Here is a 17,808-nt window from a genome sequence, read left to right on the forward strand (position 1 = left end):
ACACACGATCCGTCACCACAAAGCGCTGCTCGTTCATCCCAACCTCCGTTTGGGAGATTTGAATCAGAAATCAAAACCTATGGGAAGTATGATTGTCCACGGGCCCTAATTGCCATACCGAGAGTAACCGTTTTTACGACTTGTCACCCGTGCGCGCGACCAATTAGCCGTCAACAAAGGAAGCTTCTTGATTTGACGTTGGTGGGCTAATGACACTGATATCTTAATAAATATTTGCTTAATAATTTCAACAGAGTGCGTTCGATTTCCGCGTATTGTTTAGAATGAATATACTGTTCAAAACACTATTGGAAACTGACAGTCGCAGTCAATAGAGTAGACGTTCAGATAACACATCACTATCCGCCCGTCCGATCTAAATCCTCAGCAGCGTTGCCAAATCGTGGCTGAATATGGCAACGCTTGTTGAACTATTAGCTGACAAGCGCTTTGGCATTCTGAATGTGGCGCACGGCCAGTTTGCGGCTTGTGCGGCCAGAGGCCAGATAGCGCGCCGACATGGGTGTATAGTCCCTGTCCAGAAGTTCGGGGAAAATTTCGAAGATCTCTTCACGTGCGGCAGTACTCAACGAGTTAATCGCCTCGGGGCCTGTATACAGGGACTCGGTCTGCGCGCCGTTCGAGTTGATAACCTCGTGGCGGTCAAACAGGACGTGGAAATATTCGACGCCCATATCGTTATCTACAACGTCAATGCCTTCGATCTGGCAAAGATGTTTTGCCGCGACAAGAATTTCGTCGGTGTTAAACATTTTCTGCGCAATGCGCGACCGGACCAGAACGCGGTGCTGGGGCGATACCAGAAGATCCTGCGACGGTATATCTGCGCCCAAAGCATGCTTGCGAATCCGGATAGGCCGCATTTTTTCGTTTTTCGCCAAAATATCGGCGGGCAATTTGCGCGAACCGATCCAACGAATAGGCTGCAGACCATTGTCGGCAGTTTTGACCAGCCCACCGACAGGCAGTTCCTCGACCAAGCAGGGACCATCGGCGGTGTCGATCATTGTACCACGGACAAAGCAAGGAAAAATAACGGTGTAGGAGGCAGTCGTGTCACTGAAATCCAGTTTTCCGTCATTGTCGCCGACGTTCGGATCCCCGTTTTCATCGGTCTCAAGATAGGTCAGCGTCGTCGGTATCGTGCTGAGCCCGCCGTTGATGTCATACAACAGATGCTGACCCGACGGGCTGACGCCCTGAATTTCGAATACAGTATATTCATCGCCGTCGCCCAGTCCGGACACCAGATCACCTTTCGGGACAAGCCTGTCATAGACAACGGTCCATCCATCCTGCCCGTTTTCGGGGTCTTGATCGCCGGTATCGGTGGCAGGATTATAGACGGATAGTGTCCACTGTTGCCCGTTCGAGAATTCATCCGTCGTATCCGGATTGTTGACGTTACCGGTCCAGGTAAGCCGATAGATTGTCGATGAGTCACCAAGTGCAGCGGCGTTCTTGACAACCATTCCAAAGCCATCACCGCCCCTATTCAGTCCCTGAGGGGGATCCGGCTGGGTTGACGTCAATGCGGTCATATCACCAGAGAGGTAAATCGGTCCAGTATAGGGCATAATCTCACTTCCAAAATTTGGTGTGAGAACGCCTTGAGAAAGCGCCGATATGCGCCTTTCAAGTGGCTTACAGACGATCTCACCATCGAGCCATTGATGGTGGTAAACCGTCTAAATTTGACACCGGTCAACTTTGAACGCGCGGAACTATGCGTAATTGGCGCATACATATACCAACGACTATGTAAATCTATATCGCGGCATATCCTTTAGGTTGTTAGCGACCAATGATGATCTTCCGCAGTTTGAATTTAGCAATCCGAAATTTCTGGCACGCCATGTGATTTCGATCGGTGATTCGCAGGTAAATCAAAGATCGCCCTGCCCTGTTCCTCCGTTAGACGTATCCAGAAACGCTTGGGCTGCGCGGCTGATATGTCGTTGGGTCGGTCGCAGAATGGAGAATTGTCTGGCAGGCAAAGCGAAGGGCAATTGCACCAACCGGTTTGCGGTAAGGGAATCTGCGACGACAAGATAAGACAGGGCGGCGATGCCGGCACCCGCTTCGGCTGCTGCACGGACAGCTTCGTTCGAGGGTAAAACCAGTGCTATGTCCAGCGTGGCACAATCGAACTTGGCCTTATCCAGCGCCTGTTCCAGGATGCGTCGCGTTCCTGACCCCTGTTCCCGCATGATCCAACGGGCATTTCTGATGTCACGGGGAATATTTTGCGGATGCGACACCAGAACCATCTGGTCGGTGGCCGCCCACATCAATGACAGGTTCGGCGCCGCTGGAATATCCTCTACAAAAGCCAGATCTGCTTTGCCCTCGGACAGTGCCACGCATGCAGCTTCGGTATTCAATATCTGCAATGTCAGCTGGATCCCTGGATAGGTTGCGTGGAACCTGTGCATGCGGGAAGGTAACCAATAGTTAGCGACCGTTTGGCTGGCCACCAGACAAAGGCTTCCGTGGTGCAAGCCGGTCGAGGTATTGAGAAAAGCCTCGGCCTCGGCTGCACGGGCAACAACTGCGCGGGCTTCCGCCAGGAAATCCCGACCAAGCCCGGTCAGTTCTATACCACGCCCGACCCGATCAAACAGCCGGACGTCATGGCGATCCTGCAATGCTGCCAAGGCGGCGCTTGTCGCGGATTGCGTCAGGTTCAGGGCGTGGGCAGCTTGGGTCACATGCTGCCGTTCGGCGACAGCGATAAAAATCCGCAATTGTTCAAGTGTCATAACAGTGTTTCTGAATCCTAAAATTCATTTACAAAAACGAACGATTCTACAATTTTAATATGTTTGATCACTTAATGACGAAAGCTCTATCTGTCCCCGTACAGGAGATAAAAATATGTCATTCCAGAAAATGCGCGCGATTACATCAGGGCTTACGCCCCTTTCACAGTTGTCCAGCACCCGCGAGGTGATCCGCCAGTTCACCCCGAACTGGTTCGCTATGACGATGGGAACAGGTGTCCTTGCATTGGCACTGGCCCAGTTTCCAGGCCCGCTGGTTCAGATCGGTTATTACATCTGGCTGTTGAACATCGTGCTATTCGTGACATTCTCGGTGCTATATGCTGCGCGTTGGGTCATGTTTTTTGATCAGGCCAGCCAGGTCTTCGGGCATTCGGTCGTTTCGATGTTCTTTGGCTGCATCCCGATGGGACTTGCCACAATCATCAACGGTTTTCTGGTTTTTGGGCTTCCCCACATGGGCGGCATCGCGGTTGAGATCGCAACGACACTCTGGTGGATCGATGTTGCAATGTCGGTAATATGCGGGATCGCTATTCCTTATCTGATGTTCACGCGCCAAACCCATTCGATTGACCAAATGACCGCTGTCTGGTTGTTGCCGATGGTGGCAGCTGAGGTGGCAGCTGCATCCGGTGGCTTGCTGGCCCCGCATATGGCAGACCCGCATGCGCAGTTGGTCGTTCTTATCACCTCATATGTCCTCTGGGCCCTTTCGGTGCCTATTGCCCTTAGCGTGATCGTCGTTCTGGTGCTGCGTCTGGCCATCCATAAGCTGCCCCATATTTCCATGGCATCGACCAGTTGGTTAGCACTTGGACCCATCGGTACTGGCGCGCTTGGGTTGATGACCCTTGGGCAGGATGCCCCCGCAATTTTCAGCATTAACGATCTTGGACAACTGGGTGCCGTTGCCTCAGGTCTTGGTGTCATTGGCGGACTGCTATTATGGGGATACGGCCTGTGGTGGTTTTCAATAGCCACACTGGTCACTCTGCGTTATTCGCGCGAAGGGCTGCCGTTCAACCTTGGCTGGTGGGGTTACACCTTCCCTCTTGGCGTCTATTCGCTTGCAACATTGAAGTTGGGCACACTTCTACCATTGGACATGATTACCCTGTTCGGAACAGGACTTGTCGTTGTTCTGATCATCGTATGGATGATCGTCGCAGCTCGCACAGTTTGCGGCGCTTGGCGTGGCAATCTGTTCGTCGCCCCCTGTCTTGTCAGAACCTAAGCCTTACCGACGACGGAAAGCGATCCGTCGGTTTCAAGCACCACTGACTGGACGTTCTTGATATCCAAATGTCCTGCTTGGCGGACGGCTGCCAGAACTTCTTCTTGGGTCATGCGTTGGCGGCGCATGACCTGATCCAGGTATTGTCCTTTATGAACGATTAACGTCGGTTCGGACTTTATCAGATCGCGGGACCGCTGAGAGCGGACCGACGCCCAAGTGATCCCGAATTGCAAACATATCAACAATGCTAGTGCCAGAAGGCCTTCAAACAACGGGACCGTCGCGCTAAGCAGAACGGTCGCCAAAGTTGATCCCAGTGCAACGGTCACCACCAGATCAAATGCGTTCATTTTGCTTAGAGTGCGCTTGCCCGAACAACGCAGCATGACGATCAACCCGACATAAGCCAGCGTTCCGACCAGCAAAACCCGGAACAACCCGAACCAATTATCGAAAAAAAGCGGATCGTGCATTTGGTTCACCTATGTAATGTAACGGAGCCGGCATGATCCAACCGGCACCAGTTGCGATCGTTCCACGGTTGGTACAAATTTGAATCCATTGCTGGAGGACAAGCCATCTCGGCAAATAAAAGAAAGTCGATCAGGTGTAGCTTCTCACAATGGCGCTGCTAATTTCCGTGTGTGCTAAGATGTGGTCGAGCATGATTAGTGCATCGTAAATATTGCCATCAATTTCATTTAGGACCAAACCAAAGTGGAACCGAGCCTTGGCGTTTTAGCTCCTTGGGTACGGGCTTGCCAGTCCTAATTCTTTGTAAGTGCTCGGTGTTCTCTGCATCATTGAGTTCAAATTTCTGTACGAAAATGACGGGAACAACATTCATGTTTTAAAGCCATTCCTATGTTCTATAGAGGATAAGTAAGGCTCATAAATGTTTATGAAATTAGCGATATATGCTTTATATCTTTCGTCGTCCTTTTTGCTGCTACGCCAAGCCGTGTTAGGAAGTGTGTCCTTACGTAACTGGCATGAAAGTTAGAGGGCGCAATCAATGACAACTTCTCATTTTCGCATGCAGCCAATTCAAGTGGCGCGAACCAAGCATCGAAAACTGCAGGATCCTCATTTTTTAAATGACTGCACATTGCCGACCATTTATTATCTGTTGATGATAAATCTGAACGAAGGGTTTCGGTAATTTTGGGACTATCGATTGTCTTGCTCTCGTTGCTTATAGACATTCGTTCGATATAGTCCTGACCTATATTTGGCCACGATGGTTTACTGTCCAGAAGGATACGCTCAATATTTAGGCTTAGGACTGATACGGTTCCACGAACGCCATGACGCTTTGTCTGTATCCAACCTAACTCGCGCAATTTTGCCATTTCGCGTTTAACCGTGCGCTCATTTACACACCACAACCGGGCAATTTCGCGCTGTCCCATGGCTAACTCATTTCGTTGCCAATTATACCTTGTTGTAATCAAAGAGATTAGTCGCAAGACAAGTTTTTGCGTATGTTTATCGCTGGATAAGCCGTGCGCGGATAGAGCTGACAATAGGTCATATTTCTTGGCCGCGGCATCTCGGCCGTTAAAATTTGTCATCTGCGGCCTACCTCCGAACACCGTTTGGCAATCTCTTGATTTTTACGTTTAGGCACAGGGGCCAACACAACGCAAATCAACTTTCTTCCGGAATTTGCGTCCTGTTCCCTGATTCTGTCAATAGCGATTTCAAAGGTTCTCTATCTCAAACCAGTTTTAAATTATTTTTTGGTAATATAGGTATATGGGGACACCCTGTGTGACCCGGTAATGCGTCCATAATGCCCCCTTTTGTTAAGACATACCGCAAAAATGTCCCCGAGTTCAGGTTGTTTTAAGTCGTATTTTCTAAGTAAAGTTCAGAAATTGCCTCTGATTTGCCGTTTATAAGAAAAAGACAGATTCCCTTTTGCCAAGAGTTTGCGAAAGTCGTAAAGGATATCTAGTGAAATATTAGCGTCCTGAAAATAAGGCTCCCTATGTATACGCACGAAGACCTTGCGCGACTTCAGTCTCAGTCGTTGAAAATGCAGGGATGGATACGTCGTCAGACATTTAGTCCCGCGAACGAAAAGGTACTGCGTCGATTTTCCAGTTGGGAAGTTGCAGAATTGATCTTCAACATAAACCAGTCGACCTTTCGTGGAAAACTAGCCGCTGATCCAAACCTTCCCCTCGGGGAAGTTGAAGAAGACGGACGTCAGCGTTGGTTTAGTCTGGAGGAGGTGAATGAACTGCGCCGCCGTGTTCGCATAAATAGAAAGTCCCTGATGCCTCCGCGCCCCGCCGGGAAGCGTGCCTTTCGTGCGGCCATCGCGAACTTTAAAGGTGGCGCAGGTAAGTCGACAGTTGCTCTTCATTTTGCACATGCTGCGGCCTTAGACGGTTACCGGGTTCTTGTCGTCGATTTCGACCCTCAAGCGACGCTGTCACATTCGATGGGTCTGTCCGACGTCGGCGAGGATCATACGGTTTGGGGAATTATGGCCAGGGATCTCGAGCGAGAGACTGATCGTATGAACGCATCGAGCGCGGGTGCAGAATCCGGTACCGCCCTGCCCCACCGAAAACTTCCATCGTCCATTCGAGATATGGGGCTTGGAACCTTGCGCCCTGCAGATTTCATCAAATCCACTGCTTGGCCGACGATTGATATCGTCCCTAGCTGTGCGAATGCAGCTTTTGTGGAATTTGCGAGTGCACAGTATCGTCACCTTAATCCTGAGTGGACATTTTTCGGCGCGGTTTCCCGCTTCTTGGACAGCTTGGCGGATGACGCATATGACCTCATCCTGTTCGACTGCCCACCTGCTATTGGCTATCAATCAATGAACGCCGTCTTTGCTGCAGACATGCTCTATGTCCCATCAGGGCCGGGGTACTGGGAATACGACAGCACGACCAGCTTCATAGGACAACTATCTGAAGCGCTTGAGGATCTGTCGCATGGATTCGAAAACTTCCCCACGGGGAAGATTACACTTCCAAAAACGTTCACCGATATTCGCTTTTTGATGACCCGTTTTGAACCCTCGAATGAATTGCATCAGGCTATGCTAGGTGCATTTAAACAGGTATTTGGCGATCGGATGGCTGAACACCCGATCGAATTGACACGTGCAGTCGAGCAATCGGGTCGCTTCCTCTCTTCAATATATGAAATTGATTACCGTGAAATGACCCGCGGAACTTGGCGTCGTGCGCGCGCGACCTTTGATCAAGCGTATGAAGAGTTCCGGGGTCACGTTCTGCAAGCTTGGTCACAACTGGAGGACAATTCATGAGCCGCAAACGAAGGGTTTTTGATATAGATATTCCGGACAATGAGGCCGAGGATTTTCCTGCGGGGAAGATCGACCAACGCCGAGGGCCGATGGCCGCTGCGATCGTCGAAACTGCAGAATCGACCCGTGACCGTGCGGTAATCGAAGCACAAATTCGCGCAGAGAACGATGCATTGGCTTCAGAGCACGTTCGTCTCAAGCGCGCAGGGCTTATCACCGACGTAATCGCACTGGATCTTATTGATACAAAAAAGCTGAGCCGTGACCGGCAAGCAGTGTCAGATCCCGAATTGGACGAGCTTGTAACTTCAATTGGCGATATAGGCCTTTCCAACCCAATTCAGGTCGAACCAACCGGAGACGGTCGGTATGAGCTTATCCAAGGATGGAGGCGCCTTTCAGCATATAGACAGCTGCTTAAAGAAAGCAACGACGTCGATAAATGGGGAAAGATTCCAGCTGGTATTGCTGTCAAAGGCGATCAACTTGAGCAGCTATATCGCCGTATGGTCGATGAGAACTTGGTGCGTAAAGACATTTCGTTCGCCGAGATGGCGCAGCTTGCGCTGTCCTATGCGACGGATCCTCTTACAATCGAGAATGATGCCGAGAAGGCAGTTGCAATACTGTTCAAGTCCGCCGGTTACCAGAAGCGTAGCTACATTCGCAATTTCATACCACTGGTTCAGAATCTCGGTGGTGTTCTGCTGTTTTCACAAGAAATTCCCAGAGCTCTTGGCCTGTCAATTGCCCAACGTATTCAGGACACCCCGGACGTCGTGACTGCGATCAAGGCTGAACTTGACGGATGGGATAAGCGAACGGCCAGGGAAGAACTGGACATACTAAAGCGATACGCTACCCAGATCCGTACGAATACTAGTGAAACGGCCAGCGACGAAGATATCACGCCGACACCCACAGCAAAGGCCAAAACCACGTTCCAGCTTCGTCGGCCTCAGGGCAGCGCAAAGTGTTCCGCGGCTAACGGCCGTCTGGAGATTAGGTTGGCTAGGGATTTCTCGACCGTTGATCGACGTCGGCTAGAAGCTGCGGTTTCGATGTTGCTTGATCAGATTGACTAGTCCTTCCCCTCGGGGAAGGTTTTCACACTTCAACCTAAGGTCGCGTGAATTTTCCGTTGGCGGCATTATAAGTCAACGCCTATCAAAATACACATATCGAAGAAACAGCCAGCCGTCCAAAACGATAATAAAGGCAAGTATTATGTCACAAATCGATTCAGAGCCAGTTCGGGGAATCGTCCTGAAATGTTTTAGTGTAACTGTGTTCACGGTGATGGCTGCATTGATAAAAGCGACATCAACTGGCGAGGTGCCGATACCTCCGGGACAGCAGGTGTTCTTCCGGTCTATTTTCGCGATACCAGTTATCTTTACGTGGTTAATCATGCGATCCGAACTGAGCGTCGGACTAAAGACCTTTCGTCCAATTGGGCATTTCTACCGAGGGATTGTGGGCACGGCCGCGATGGGGTTCAATTTCTGGGCTCTGTCACTGCTGACATTTCCCGAAGCAACAGCCATCGGATACGCCGCACCCCTGTTAGTCGTCATTTTCGCTGGCATGTTTCTGGGTGAAAACGTTCGGGCATTCCGGTTGGGCATGGTTGGTCTTGGTCTGGCGGGTGTTCTTATTGTCTTGTCGCCACAGTTAACTGGGTCCGGACCGTCGGATGCAGTTAGAACACTTGGGGCGGTCGTCGCACTTATGGGTGCTTCTTGTGCAGCACTGGCTCAGATATTTGTCCGAAAACTTGTGCAAGAGGAACGTACCTCTGCCATTGTCTTCTGGTTTTCTGTGACATCGACGTTGCTTTCGCTTCTGACATTGCCATTCGGATGGGTTCTTCCATATGGGTCGACACTGGTGATGGTGGTAATGACAGGCGTTTTGGGCGGTATAGGACAAATTCTGCTGACATCATCGTATCGGTATGCGGACGCATCTGTCGTCGCGCCGTTCGATTACGCCTCGATGATTCTTGCTATACTGATCGGCTGGACCGTTTTCGGGGAAATGCCGACGGTAACCGTTCTAATAGGCGCCTCAATCGTTATTCTGGCTGGTATTATGATCATCTGGCGGGAACATAAGTTGGGCCTGGAACGGACCCGCCAGCGGCGTGCCGGTACGCCGTCCGGATGATCACCTCTCTGTCGCATTGCATCTTTGGCCTCAGGGTCTTCCAAGGTCTAGCCTCGTTATATTAGGATTTCATGATAACGGTCACTCACACTGCCGCCGCACTTGCAGGCTTATTATCATTCCTGTCACCCTGCGTTCTTCCAATGGTTCCGTTCTATCTGTCATGGATGGCGGGCCGGCGGATCGATGAGATGTGCACAAGCATGGCGCTGATATGGCGTGCGTTCGCGTTCTCACTTGGGGTGATGGTGATTTTTGTGCTGCTAGGGACGGGCGCGTCTTTCGCTGGTCGATTATTGGCGCAGTGGTACGACCCTCTGTCATGGATTGCGGGGGCAGGGCTTGGTGTTATGGGCCTGCACAGCCTAGGCGTTGTTTCGATCCCGCTTTTGAGTAGACAGGCAGCAACCTCGGCACGGCCAGACCCGATCACACTGACGGGCGCGTTCTTGACAGGACTTGCTTTCGGCTTCGCATGGACACCCTGTGTGGGACCGGTGCTCGCCAGCATCCTGTTGCTTGCAAGCGGGACGGGGGATAGCACTTTGTTGATCAGCTATGGCATCGGGATGACCGCACCATTCGTCGTCACAGCAGTGTTTCTTGGCCCATCGCTTGCTTGGCTGTCCCGACATCGGATGTATTTTGCTGCACTACAGCGGGTCACAGGTGGGGCAATGGTGCTGTTCGGGATCCTTCTCGCCACGGGCGGCATTCGGGCTATCGCCCTCTGGATGTTGGACCAGTTGGATTGGTCGGCTATGCTTGCCAATGTTCCGACCGCGTTTGCCTAGCTTTTAGCGTCAATTCGGGCGAAGGCCGCCATCACCACACGTTCGGACTGGTCAAGATAGGCTGCAAGTAAATCTCGCGCCATTTTCGGATCGTCGTTGTGCAGCGCATCCACGATCTTGCGGTTCGCATCGATGAATGGTGAGTGTAACAGTTCGGGACTGTTCAGAAGGCCGAAAGCCAACCGCAGTTCCGCTGTGATCTGGGCAAAGAACGTGGTTAACCGCGGACTGTCTGCCAGATCAACGATCGCGGTGTGAAACGTCATGTTCGCACTGCCAACGCCTTTCCAATCATCAGCTTTGCGACAGCCATCTGCCTGTTCGACAGCCTGAACCATTATGCGGACTGCGGTGTGGCGCGGCCACGCATGTTCCAACGCGGGCAATTCGATCATGCGACGCACGCGGTATATATCAAGGATAGAGGCCATAGACGGCACTGCGACGGACATTCCGCGGTTTGGCAAATGCGTCAAAAGCCCTTCCCGCGTCAGAAGGCGGAAAACTTCACGTAGAGTGTTTCTGGAGACATCCATATCCGCGGCCAAACGTGCTTCCGAGAGACGCTGTCCGGGTTGTAAACCGCCTGAAATTACGCGCGCCCGAAGGCGGTTCGCGGTTTCTTCGGCAAGTCCGGGTGGAGCGACGTCAGCGGGCATAATCTGTCCTTGTGTTTCCGATGGCAGAGAATAGCAAATCCGGCCCGGGGACAAGAACAGCACCTGCTCTGCCTGCTGATTAAACAAATCACCCTGTCTATGCCGTTTATTGTTCAACAATAATGGGTGTAATGTCACATAATTGTTGACGTATAACGGATGGATCGCCCAGCTTGCACGCAACAAAAACAGTTCCTAAGGGGGGCATACAAGATGCCATCGTCCACACAGCCCAAGGCTGGCACGCTAAAGGGTGGCTTTATCGCCGCTATTTTTCTGATGGCGACGTCCGCGATCGGGCCCGGTTTTATTACGCAGACAGCGACCTTTACGGCGAAGATGGGATCGGCTTTCGCGTTCGCAATTCTCGTCTCGATCATAATCGATTTCGTCGTGCAGTTGAACATATGGCGCATTACCGCACTGACCGGCCGGCGCGCATCCGAGACTGCCAATATGGCCATTCCAGGTGCCGGATTTTTGCTGGCCGTGCTGGTTATTATCGGTGGGCTGGCGTTTAATGTCGGCAATATTGCAGGTGCGGGCTTGGGGCTGAACGCGATGTTGGGACTTGATCCTAAAATCGGTGGGGCACTATCCGCAGTTCTGGCGATCTGCATTTTCCTGTCGCATCGCGCGGGCCTGTTGCTGGACCGTCTGATCGTCGGGCTTGGTATTGTAATGATTGTGTTAACCGTCTTTGTCGCACTTGTGTCGAACCCGCCGGTGGGCGAGGCGCTGCGTCAAGCCGTTTTCCCCGATTTGATTGATTTTGCCACAATCACCACCATCGTCGGCGGTACAGTCGGAGGTTACATCACCTATTCGGGTGCGCATCGTTTGCTGGACAAAGGCCTAAGCGGTCCCGAAAACTTGGGCGCGGTAACCCGCGCGGCACTGACGGGTATCGCAGTCACAGGTGTCATGCGTTTTGTCCTGTTTTTGGCGATCCTCGGGGTTGTCGCCTCGGGTGTGTCGCTGGATTTGTCCAGTCAGGCGGCCAATCCTGCCGCGCAGGCATTTTCGGTTGCGGCCGGTGAATGGGGGATGCGGATCTTTGGTGTGGTTCTATGGGCAGCAGCCCTGACATCGGTGATCGGTGCGGCCTATACCTCGGTCAGTTTTCTGGATGTTTTCGGTGTGCGGGATGAGCGTGGGCGCAGTATGGCAACTGTCGCCTTTATCGCCATTTCCCTTGTAGTCTATCTGGCAATGGGGACCGCACCTGCTGCCATTCTGGTCTTTGTCGGCGGCTTTAACGGTTTGATCCTGCCGATCGGTCTGACAATCTTTACCTATATCGGTTTTGCACGCGCCGACCTGATGGGCGGGCATCGCTATAACCGCCCGCTGCTTTGGGCCAGTGGCATTACATGCGCGCTGACTTGGTATATGGGCGCACGTTCGGTCAGCACCATTTTCGCATTCTTGGGACAATAAGGGGGGAATGTAATGACAACGATCGACCTGAACAGTGATCTTGGCGAAGGCTATGGCGCGTGGCAGATGGGCGATGATACGGCCATGCTGGATATTGTCAGTTCAGCCAATGTGGCCTGTGGCTTTCATGCGGGCGATCCGCGCACTCTGATGGCGACGCTAACGCAGGCCGCGGCGCGCGGCGTAGCGGTGGGGGCGCATGTGTCCTATCCGGACCGCGTCGGGTTCGGTCGTCGGAACATGGACATCGCACCGGATGATTTGCGGGCCGATGTCATCTATCAGATTGGCGCATTGAACGGGTTGGCCGTGGCAGCAGGCACCCGCGTAACCTATGTAAAGCCGCATGGTGCGCTGTATAATACGATTGCACAGGATGCGGGGCAGGGCGATGCGGTCATCGCGGCCATTCTGGCGATTGATCCCGATCTTGTGCTGATGGGCCTTGCAGGTGCGCCCATTCTTGATCGGGCACGCAATGCAGGTTTGCGCGTCGTGGCCGAGGCTTTTGCCGACCGTGCCTATACTTCCGGTGGAATGCTGGTGTCGCGTCGTGAGAAAGGCGCGGTATTGAATGACCCTGAAACGGTTGCTGCAAGGATGGTCCAGCTGGCAACCAATGGCGTTATTCAGGCCATTGACGGTTCTGATCTGTACCTTCAGGCGGACAGTATTTGCGTTCACGGCGACAGTCCCGGTGCAGTTTCCATGGCGTCCAGCATCCGGCAGGCTTTGCTGGCGAAAAACGTCGGCATTGCGGCATTCGCAGGTGCTGCATGACCGTGGACACCGATACGGGGCAGGGGCGGCGGTTCGCCGATGAAGACAAGATATGAACATGCGTTTCCTTCCCGTCGGGCCGCAGTGCATTCTGGTCGAACTTGCCGATCTGGATGCAACACTGGCCTTGTTTGATGCGCTGCTTGCCGATCCGGTCATTGGCATTGCCGAAATCGTGCCTGCTGCACGTACCCTGATGGTGACCACAACGGCAGGCGTGCCCGCCGATAAACACCTTGCTGCTGCAATTGCCCAACGCGAACCTAAGGCAGGGACAGTCCCCGTCGCGCGCAGCACCGAAACCGTGGATATTCCCGTGATTTATGACGGAGAGGATCTTGATGACATCTCCCGTCTGATGGGACTTTCCACAGCCGAGGTGGTGGCCGCGCATCAGGACAGTCTGTGGCAAGTCGCATTTTGCGGCTTTGCACCGGGCTTTGCCTATATGACCTGCGGTGATGATCGCTTTGATCTGCCGCGTCGTCCTGCGCCGCGCACAAAAATCCCCGCAGGCTCGGTTGCACTGGCGGGTCGTTTCTGCGGTATTTATCCGCAAGAAACACCGGGCGGCTGGCAGTTGCTTGGCCGGACCGAGGTCCCGATGTTTGATCTGAGCCGCGACCCTTCGGCGCTTTTGCGTCCGGGCGTGCGCGCCCAATTTGTCAAAGGTCAGGGCAAATCATATCCGGTAAAAACACCAACCGTTATCAAAGTTTCGGCGGGCCTTAGGGTCATACAGACAGCCTTTCCAATCCTTGTTCAGGATGCAGGTCGCTTTGGTCAGGCGGGGCAGGGTGTCTCGTCCTCGGGGGCGCTGGATCTGGGTGCATTGCGGCGTGCGAACCGCGCTGTCGGCAACCCTGCCAATGATCCCGCGCTAGAGATCACGCTTGGTCCCGTCAGGCTACGTGCCGATCGTTCGATGACGCTTGCCCTGTCTGGCGCAGCGCAAGCCATCGTCATCCATCCGCAAGGCCGCCATGTGATCGAGCATGGTGCCGCATTTGCATTGGACGCAAACGACGAGGTGCTGATTGATTCACCCGCCCAAGGTATGCGCAGCTATCTGTCCATACGTGGCGGTTTTGACATCCCGCCGGTTCTTGGATCACATTCGACCGATACGCTGGCCCATATCGGCCCCGCTGCGCTGACCTCGGGCGATGCTGTCGCCCCCGCGGGCCGTCCCGCCTTTGCGATTGCGGATAGGATGACCGCGCCTGACCTTCCCGCGGCGGAAGACGTGGTGGTATTGCCCGTCACATTGGGCCCCCGAACCGATTGGTTCAGCCCTGAAATGATCGCCCGGTTTTTGGAACAGGAATGGCAGGTTACGGCGCAGTCGTCCCGCGTTGGAATACGGCTGTCAGGCAATGCCCTCAGCCGCGACGGGACCGAGCTGCCTTCCGAAGGGACGGCCACTGGCGCAATCCAGATACCGCATTCCGGCCAACCAGTGCTATTTCTGGCCGACCATCCCCTGACGGGCGGTTATCCCGTTATCGCGACTGTTCATCCCAAGGCGCTTGATCTGGCCGGTCAGATCCCGCCGGGTGCACGTATCCGCTTTGTTGCCGAAGACCCTTTTGCCCCCATAACTTTAGAAGGCCGCCAATGACCTTGTTCCACGACAGCGCCGATCTGCGCCCCATTGCCCGCCTGCTGATTGCAAACCGAGGCGAGATTGCCCTGCGGGTGATCCGCGCCTGCCGCGATATGGGTATCGAAACCATCGCGGTCTATGCTGATCCCGATCGCGATGCGCCTTTTGTCCGGCTGGCTGACCATGCCTTCGCATTAGGCGGCAATCGCCCCGGCGATACTTATCTGAACCAAGGCAAGATTCTGGATATTGCCGCGCGTGCAAAGGCTGACGCGATCCATCCGGGCTATGGTTTTCTCTCTGAAAACGCCGGTTTTGCACGTGCCGTTCAGGCAGCAGGGATGATCTGGGTCGGGCCGGATGCCGGTGTCATTGACGCATTAGGCGACAAGATCCGTGCCCGTGAAATTGCACAGGCGGTTGGTGCGCCACTGGTGGCCGGCAGCCCCGGACCTGTGGAAACCAGCGCTGATGCGCTTGCCTTCGCGCGCGAACACGGCCTGCCCATTGCCATCAAAGCGGCCTTTGGTGGGGGTGGACGCGGCATGAAAGTGGCGTGGGATCTGGACGAGGTTGAAGACCTGTTCGACAGTGCGGTGCGCGAAGCGGTTACCGCCTTTGGACGCGGCGAATGCTTTATCGAACAATTCCTTGATCGCCCCCGCCACATCGAGGCACAAGTGCTTGGCGACCATTATGGCACTGTCAAGGTTCTGGGCACCCGCGATTGTTCCTTGCAGCGACGCAACCAGAAGCTTGTCGAAGAAGCACCCGCGCCATTCCTGACCGATGACCAGCGTGACCGTATCCACAGCTCGGCCCGTGCGATTTGCGAATACGCAGGTTATAGCGGCGCTGGCACCGTCGAATTCCTGTTGTCGGCCAATGGCACGATCTCTTTCCTCGAGGTGAACACACGCCTTCAGGTCGAACACCCCGTGACCGAAGAAACAACCGGCATTGATCTGGTCACCGCCATGATCCGCGTGTCCCAAGGTGCCAAGATCGCGGATGACAGCGTGCCGACCCCGCGTGGACACTCGATCGAGTTCCGGATCAATGCGGAAGACACAGGTCGCGGCTTTCTGCCCACGCCCGGACCCATCGATCTTTGGCAGCCCCCTGCCGGACCGGGCATACGTATGGATAGCGGTGTCGAACAGGGCGGTCAGGTTGCGGGCAGTTTCGATTCAATGATGGCGAAATTGATCGTGACCGGCGCTGATCGCGAACAGGCACTGGCACGCGCAGCACGTGCGCTGGATGAATTCCGGATCGAAGGGGTGGCCTCGGTCTTGCCATTCCATCGTGCGGTTCTGGCGACACCGGAATTCCGCGCCGAAAAGGGTGACTTCGGGGTGCATTGCCGCTGGATCGAAACCGACTTTGCCGAGCGGCTGATGGCGGCAGTCGCACCTGAACCGCGCGTCACGCCTGTGACAGAGACGCCAATGCTGCGGCTGGCGATCGAGATTGACGGCAAGCGCCATGATCTTGCCCTGCCACAAGGTATCCTGTCCGCGGCACCTGTGACCGGTCCGGACACCACAACGGTCGAGGTTGATCCCGGGACCGTGACCGCGCCGGTGTCAGGGATATTGTCCCTGTGGCAGGTCGAAGATGGTGATCAAGTTGTGGAAGGGCAGGTCATTGCCATGATCGAAGCCATGAAGATGGAAACCCGGATCGAGGCCCCATGCGCGGGCCGGTTGACGCAACTGGCTGCCCAAGGCGAAACGCTTGCCCACGGAGGTCCTGTGGCGAAAATCTGCCTTTGATTTCCGGCTGGAACCCCTGCGACGCCATGATGGCTAGCGTGTGAAAGCGGCCTTTGCTAGCGTTCACACGTTAATGATTGTACTTTTGTGGGGTTTTTTATGGAACAGCCGACAGGCGAGGGACCGTATCCGTCGTCACCTCTTATTATCCGTGTCGAATTTACGATTGAAATGCTACGTAACTTACTGGTCGTCTTCGAAGCAACTTCCGATGGCGGTTCTTTAGACATCGAACTGCGCGAAAGCGGTATCTGGGTTCTGACCCCCGAAGGACATCCCCTGTTCATCGGTCCAATGACGCAATCTCGCAGCTATGATGCCTGATATCTGACAGTCTGGTTTCGATATCATGACGTCTTTTCTGGCCCCTGCGGGCAAAGCCTTATATATATAGGGAATTCCGCAATCCGCAGGGGATTTTATGATCACGCAAAAGATGAAATATGCGCTGAAAGCCCTGCTGGTTCTGGGCGACGAAGCGCGTAAGGACATTCCCCAACCCCTGACGATCGAGGCGATTGCCACACGCTCCGGAACACCGAAGCGGTTTCTGGAACAGATCCTTCTGGAAATCCGCAATGCTGGCATGGTCGCGTCGGTCCGTGGGCGGGCAGGGGGGTATAGCCTGATCAAATCACCTGCAGAAATCTCGATCTCCGAATTGCTGCGATTGATTGACGGGCCGATAGCACCACTGCCGTGTTTGTCGCGTCGTGCCTATCAGCGATGCGATGACTGCACGGATGAGGCCACCTGCCGGTTGCGGAAAGTCTTTGCCGAGGTGTTCTGGTCCTATCTGATTCTTATCGAATCCCTAAGTCTGGAAGACATGTTGGGGTCTGAACAACTGGCTGCACAGATAACGAACGCTTAAAACTTAGACAGATTTTTCCGCAGGAAAAGCGTTTTTTTACAGAACTTTAGAACCCATTCATTAAAGACGACTAAGTCTGTTGATATTATTTTATTGCAATAGACGACTTTACCTGTCGTTATTTAGGTATTGGCTGCAACGACAGTTGGACCTGAGCTAGTGAGGGCAAGAAAATGAACAGACCACACCGCATGACAGATCTGGCGAACCGTCCTGTTTGCGCCATGACATTGATCGACCGCCGGATTGGATGGGCGCCGCAGCCTGCCCACCTGATGTCGCAAGGTCGCCACCGCAGCCGTCCCGCGGGGACGCATAACGCGGCACATCACATCAGCCATCCCGCTGTTTCCGCAGCCCTTTGAC

The 17,808-nt window shown here is 53.9% G+C and carries 17 protein-coding genes; 12 read left to right on the forward strand and 5 right to left on the reverse strand.

Going from position 1 to position 17,808, the window contains the following annotated elements:
- Nucleotides 1–434 precede the first annotated feature (434 nt).
- Entirely contained in the window at nt 435–1,493 is a 1,059-nt protein-coding gene (locus tag DWB67_RS15495) for a Hint domain-containing protein (protein WP_119808489.1), read from the reverse strand.
- Between the two features lie 414 nt (nt 1,494–1,907).
- Nucleotides 1,908–2,783, reverse strand: a complete 876-nt coding sequence (locus DWB67_RS15500) for a LysR substrate-binding domain-containing protein (RefSeq protein ID WP_119808490.1) — start codon at nt 2,781–2,783, stop codon at nt 1,908–1,910.
- A 115-nt stretch (nt 2,784–2,898) separates the two neighbouring features.
- Here DWB67_RS15500 and DWB67_RS15505 point away from each other — a divergent pair, with 115 nt between their 5' ends.
- Complete coding sequence (locus tag DWB67_RS15505) at nt 2,899–4,041, forward strand: TDT family transporter (protein WP_119808491.1); 1,143 nt, start codon at nt 2,899–2,901, stop codon at nt 4,039–4,041.
- Here DWB67_RS15505 and DWB67_RS15510 read toward each other — a convergent pair.
- On the reverse strand, nt 4,038–4,517 hold the full coding sequence (locus DWB67_RS15510) for a DUF421 domain-containing protein (protein WP_119808492.1): 480 nt from the start codon (nt 4,515–4,517) through the stop codon (nt 4,038–4,040). The two genes, DWB67_RS15505 and DWB67_RS15510, sit on opposite strands and share 4 nt — an antisense overlap.
- 426 nt (nt 4,518–4,943) lie before the next feature.
- On the reverse strand, nt 4,944–5,618 hold the full coding sequence (locus DWB67_RS15515; RefSeq protein WP_119808493.1) for a DnaA N-terminal domain-containing protein: 675 nt from the start codon (nt 5,616–5,618) through the stop codon (nt 4,944–4,946).
- A gap of 419 nt (nt 5,619–6,037) precedes the next feature.
- On the opposite strand from DWB67_RS15515, the gene DWB67_RS15520 reads away from it, so the two are divergent.
- The 4 genes from DWB67_RS15520 to DWB67_RS15535 all read left to right on the forward strand — a co-directional run bounded on the left by DWB67_RS15520 (nt 6,038) and on the right by DWB67_RS15535 (nt 10,305).
- Nucleotides 6,038–7,342, forward strand: coding sequence for an AAA family ATPase (locus DWB67_RS15520; protein WP_119808494.1), 1,305 nt, complete (start codon nt 6,038–6,040; stop codon nt 7,340–7,342).
- Entirely contained in the window at nt 7,339–8,427 is a 1,089-nt protein-coding gene (locus tag DWB67_RS15525; protein ID WP_119808495.1) for a ParB N-terminal domain-containing protein, read from the forward strand. Before DWB67_RS15520 ends, DWB67_RS15525 begins: the two co-directional genes overlap by 4 nt.
- Nucleotides 8,428–8,569: 142 nt before the next feature.
- Nucleotides 8,570–9,511 (forward strand): DMT family transporter, encoded by a 942-nt coding sequence (locus DWB67_RS15530; protein ID WP_119808496.1) that lies wholly within the window; start codon nt 8,570–8,572, stop codon nt 9,509–9,511.
- 71 nt (nt 9,512–9,582) lie between these two features.
- Nucleotides 9,583–10,305: a cytochrome c biogenesis CcdA family protein gene (locus tag DWB67_RS15535; RefSeq protein ID WP_119808497.1), complete on the forward strand. Its 723-nt coding sequence runs from the start codon at nt 9,583–9,585 to the stop codon at nt 10,303–10,305.
- On the opposite strand, the gene DWB67_RS15540 is transcribed toward DWB67_RS15535, so the two are convergent.
- A complete protein-coding gene (locus DWB67_RS15540; RefSeq protein ID WP_255418712.1) occupies nt 10,302–11,150 on the reverse strand; it encodes a GntR family transcriptional regulator in 849 nt (282 codons plus the stop codon). The two genes, DWB67_RS15535 and DWB67_RS15540, sit on opposite strands and share 4 nt — an antisense overlap.
- 27 nt (nt 11,151–11,177) lie before the next feature.
- On the opposite strand from DWB67_RS15540, the gene DWB67_RS15545 reads away from it, so the two are divergent.
- The 7 genes from DWB67_RS15545 to DWB67_RS17890 all read left to right on the forward strand — a co-directional run bounded on the left by DWB67_RS15545 (nt 11,178) and on the right by DWB67_RS17890 (nt 17,807).
- A complete protein-coding gene (locus DWB67_RS15545) occupies nt 11,178–12,404 on the forward strand; it encodes an NRAMP family divalent metal transporter (protein WP_119808499.1) in 1,227 nt (408 codons plus the stop codon).
- Nucleotides 12,405–12,416: 12 nt separating this feature from the next.
- Nucleotides 12,417–13,184 (forward strand): LamB/YcsF family protein, encoded by a 768-nt coding sequence (locus DWB67_RS15550; protein ID WP_119808500.1) that lies wholly within the window; start codon nt 12,417–12,419, stop codon nt 13,182–13,184.
- A gap of 58 nt (nt 13,185–13,242) precedes the next feature.
- Nucleotides 13,243–14,805, forward strand: a complete 1,563-nt coding sequence (locus DWB67_RS15555; protein ID WP_119808501.1) for a carboxyltransferase domain-containing protein — start codon at nt 13,243–13,245, stop codon at nt 14,803–14,805.
- Entirely contained in the window at nt 14,802–16,568 is a 1,767-nt protein-coding gene (locus tag DWB67_RS15560) for a biotin carboxylase N-terminal domain-containing protein (RefSeq protein ID WP_220475154.1), read from the forward strand. The genes DWB67_RS15555 and DWB67_RS15560 overlap by 4 nt, the downstream gene beginning before the upstream one ends.
- 99 nt (nt 16,569–16,667) lie before the next feature.
- Nucleotides 16,668–16,892, forward strand: coding sequence for a hypothetical protein (locus DWB67_RS15565; protein ID WP_119808502.1), 225 nt, complete (start codon nt 16,668–16,670; stop codon nt 16,890–16,892).
- A 97-nt stretch (nt 16,893–16,989) separates the two neighbouring features.
- Nucleotides 16,990–17,442: an Rrf2 family transcriptional regulator gene (locus DWB67_RS15570; RefSeq protein WP_119808503.1), complete on the forward strand. Its 453-nt coding sequence runs from the start codon at nt 16,990–16,992 to the stop codon at nt 17,440–17,442.
- Between the two features lie 173 nt (nt 17,443–17,615).
- Nucleotides 17,616–17,807 carry a hypothetical protein gene (locus DWB67_RS17890; protein WP_147385946.1) on the forward strand — a complete coding sequence of 64 codons (192 nt, stop codon included), beginning with the start codon at nt 17,616–17,618 and terminating at the stop codon, nt 17,805–17,807.
- Nucleotide 17,808 lies beyond the last annotated feature (1 nt).

The organism is Paracoccus sp. JM45 (genome assembly GCF_003590715.1).
In the GTDB taxonomy this organism is placed as follows: domain Bacteria; phylum Pseudomonadota; class Alphaproteobacteria; order Rhodobacterales; family Rhodobacteraceae; genus Paracoccus.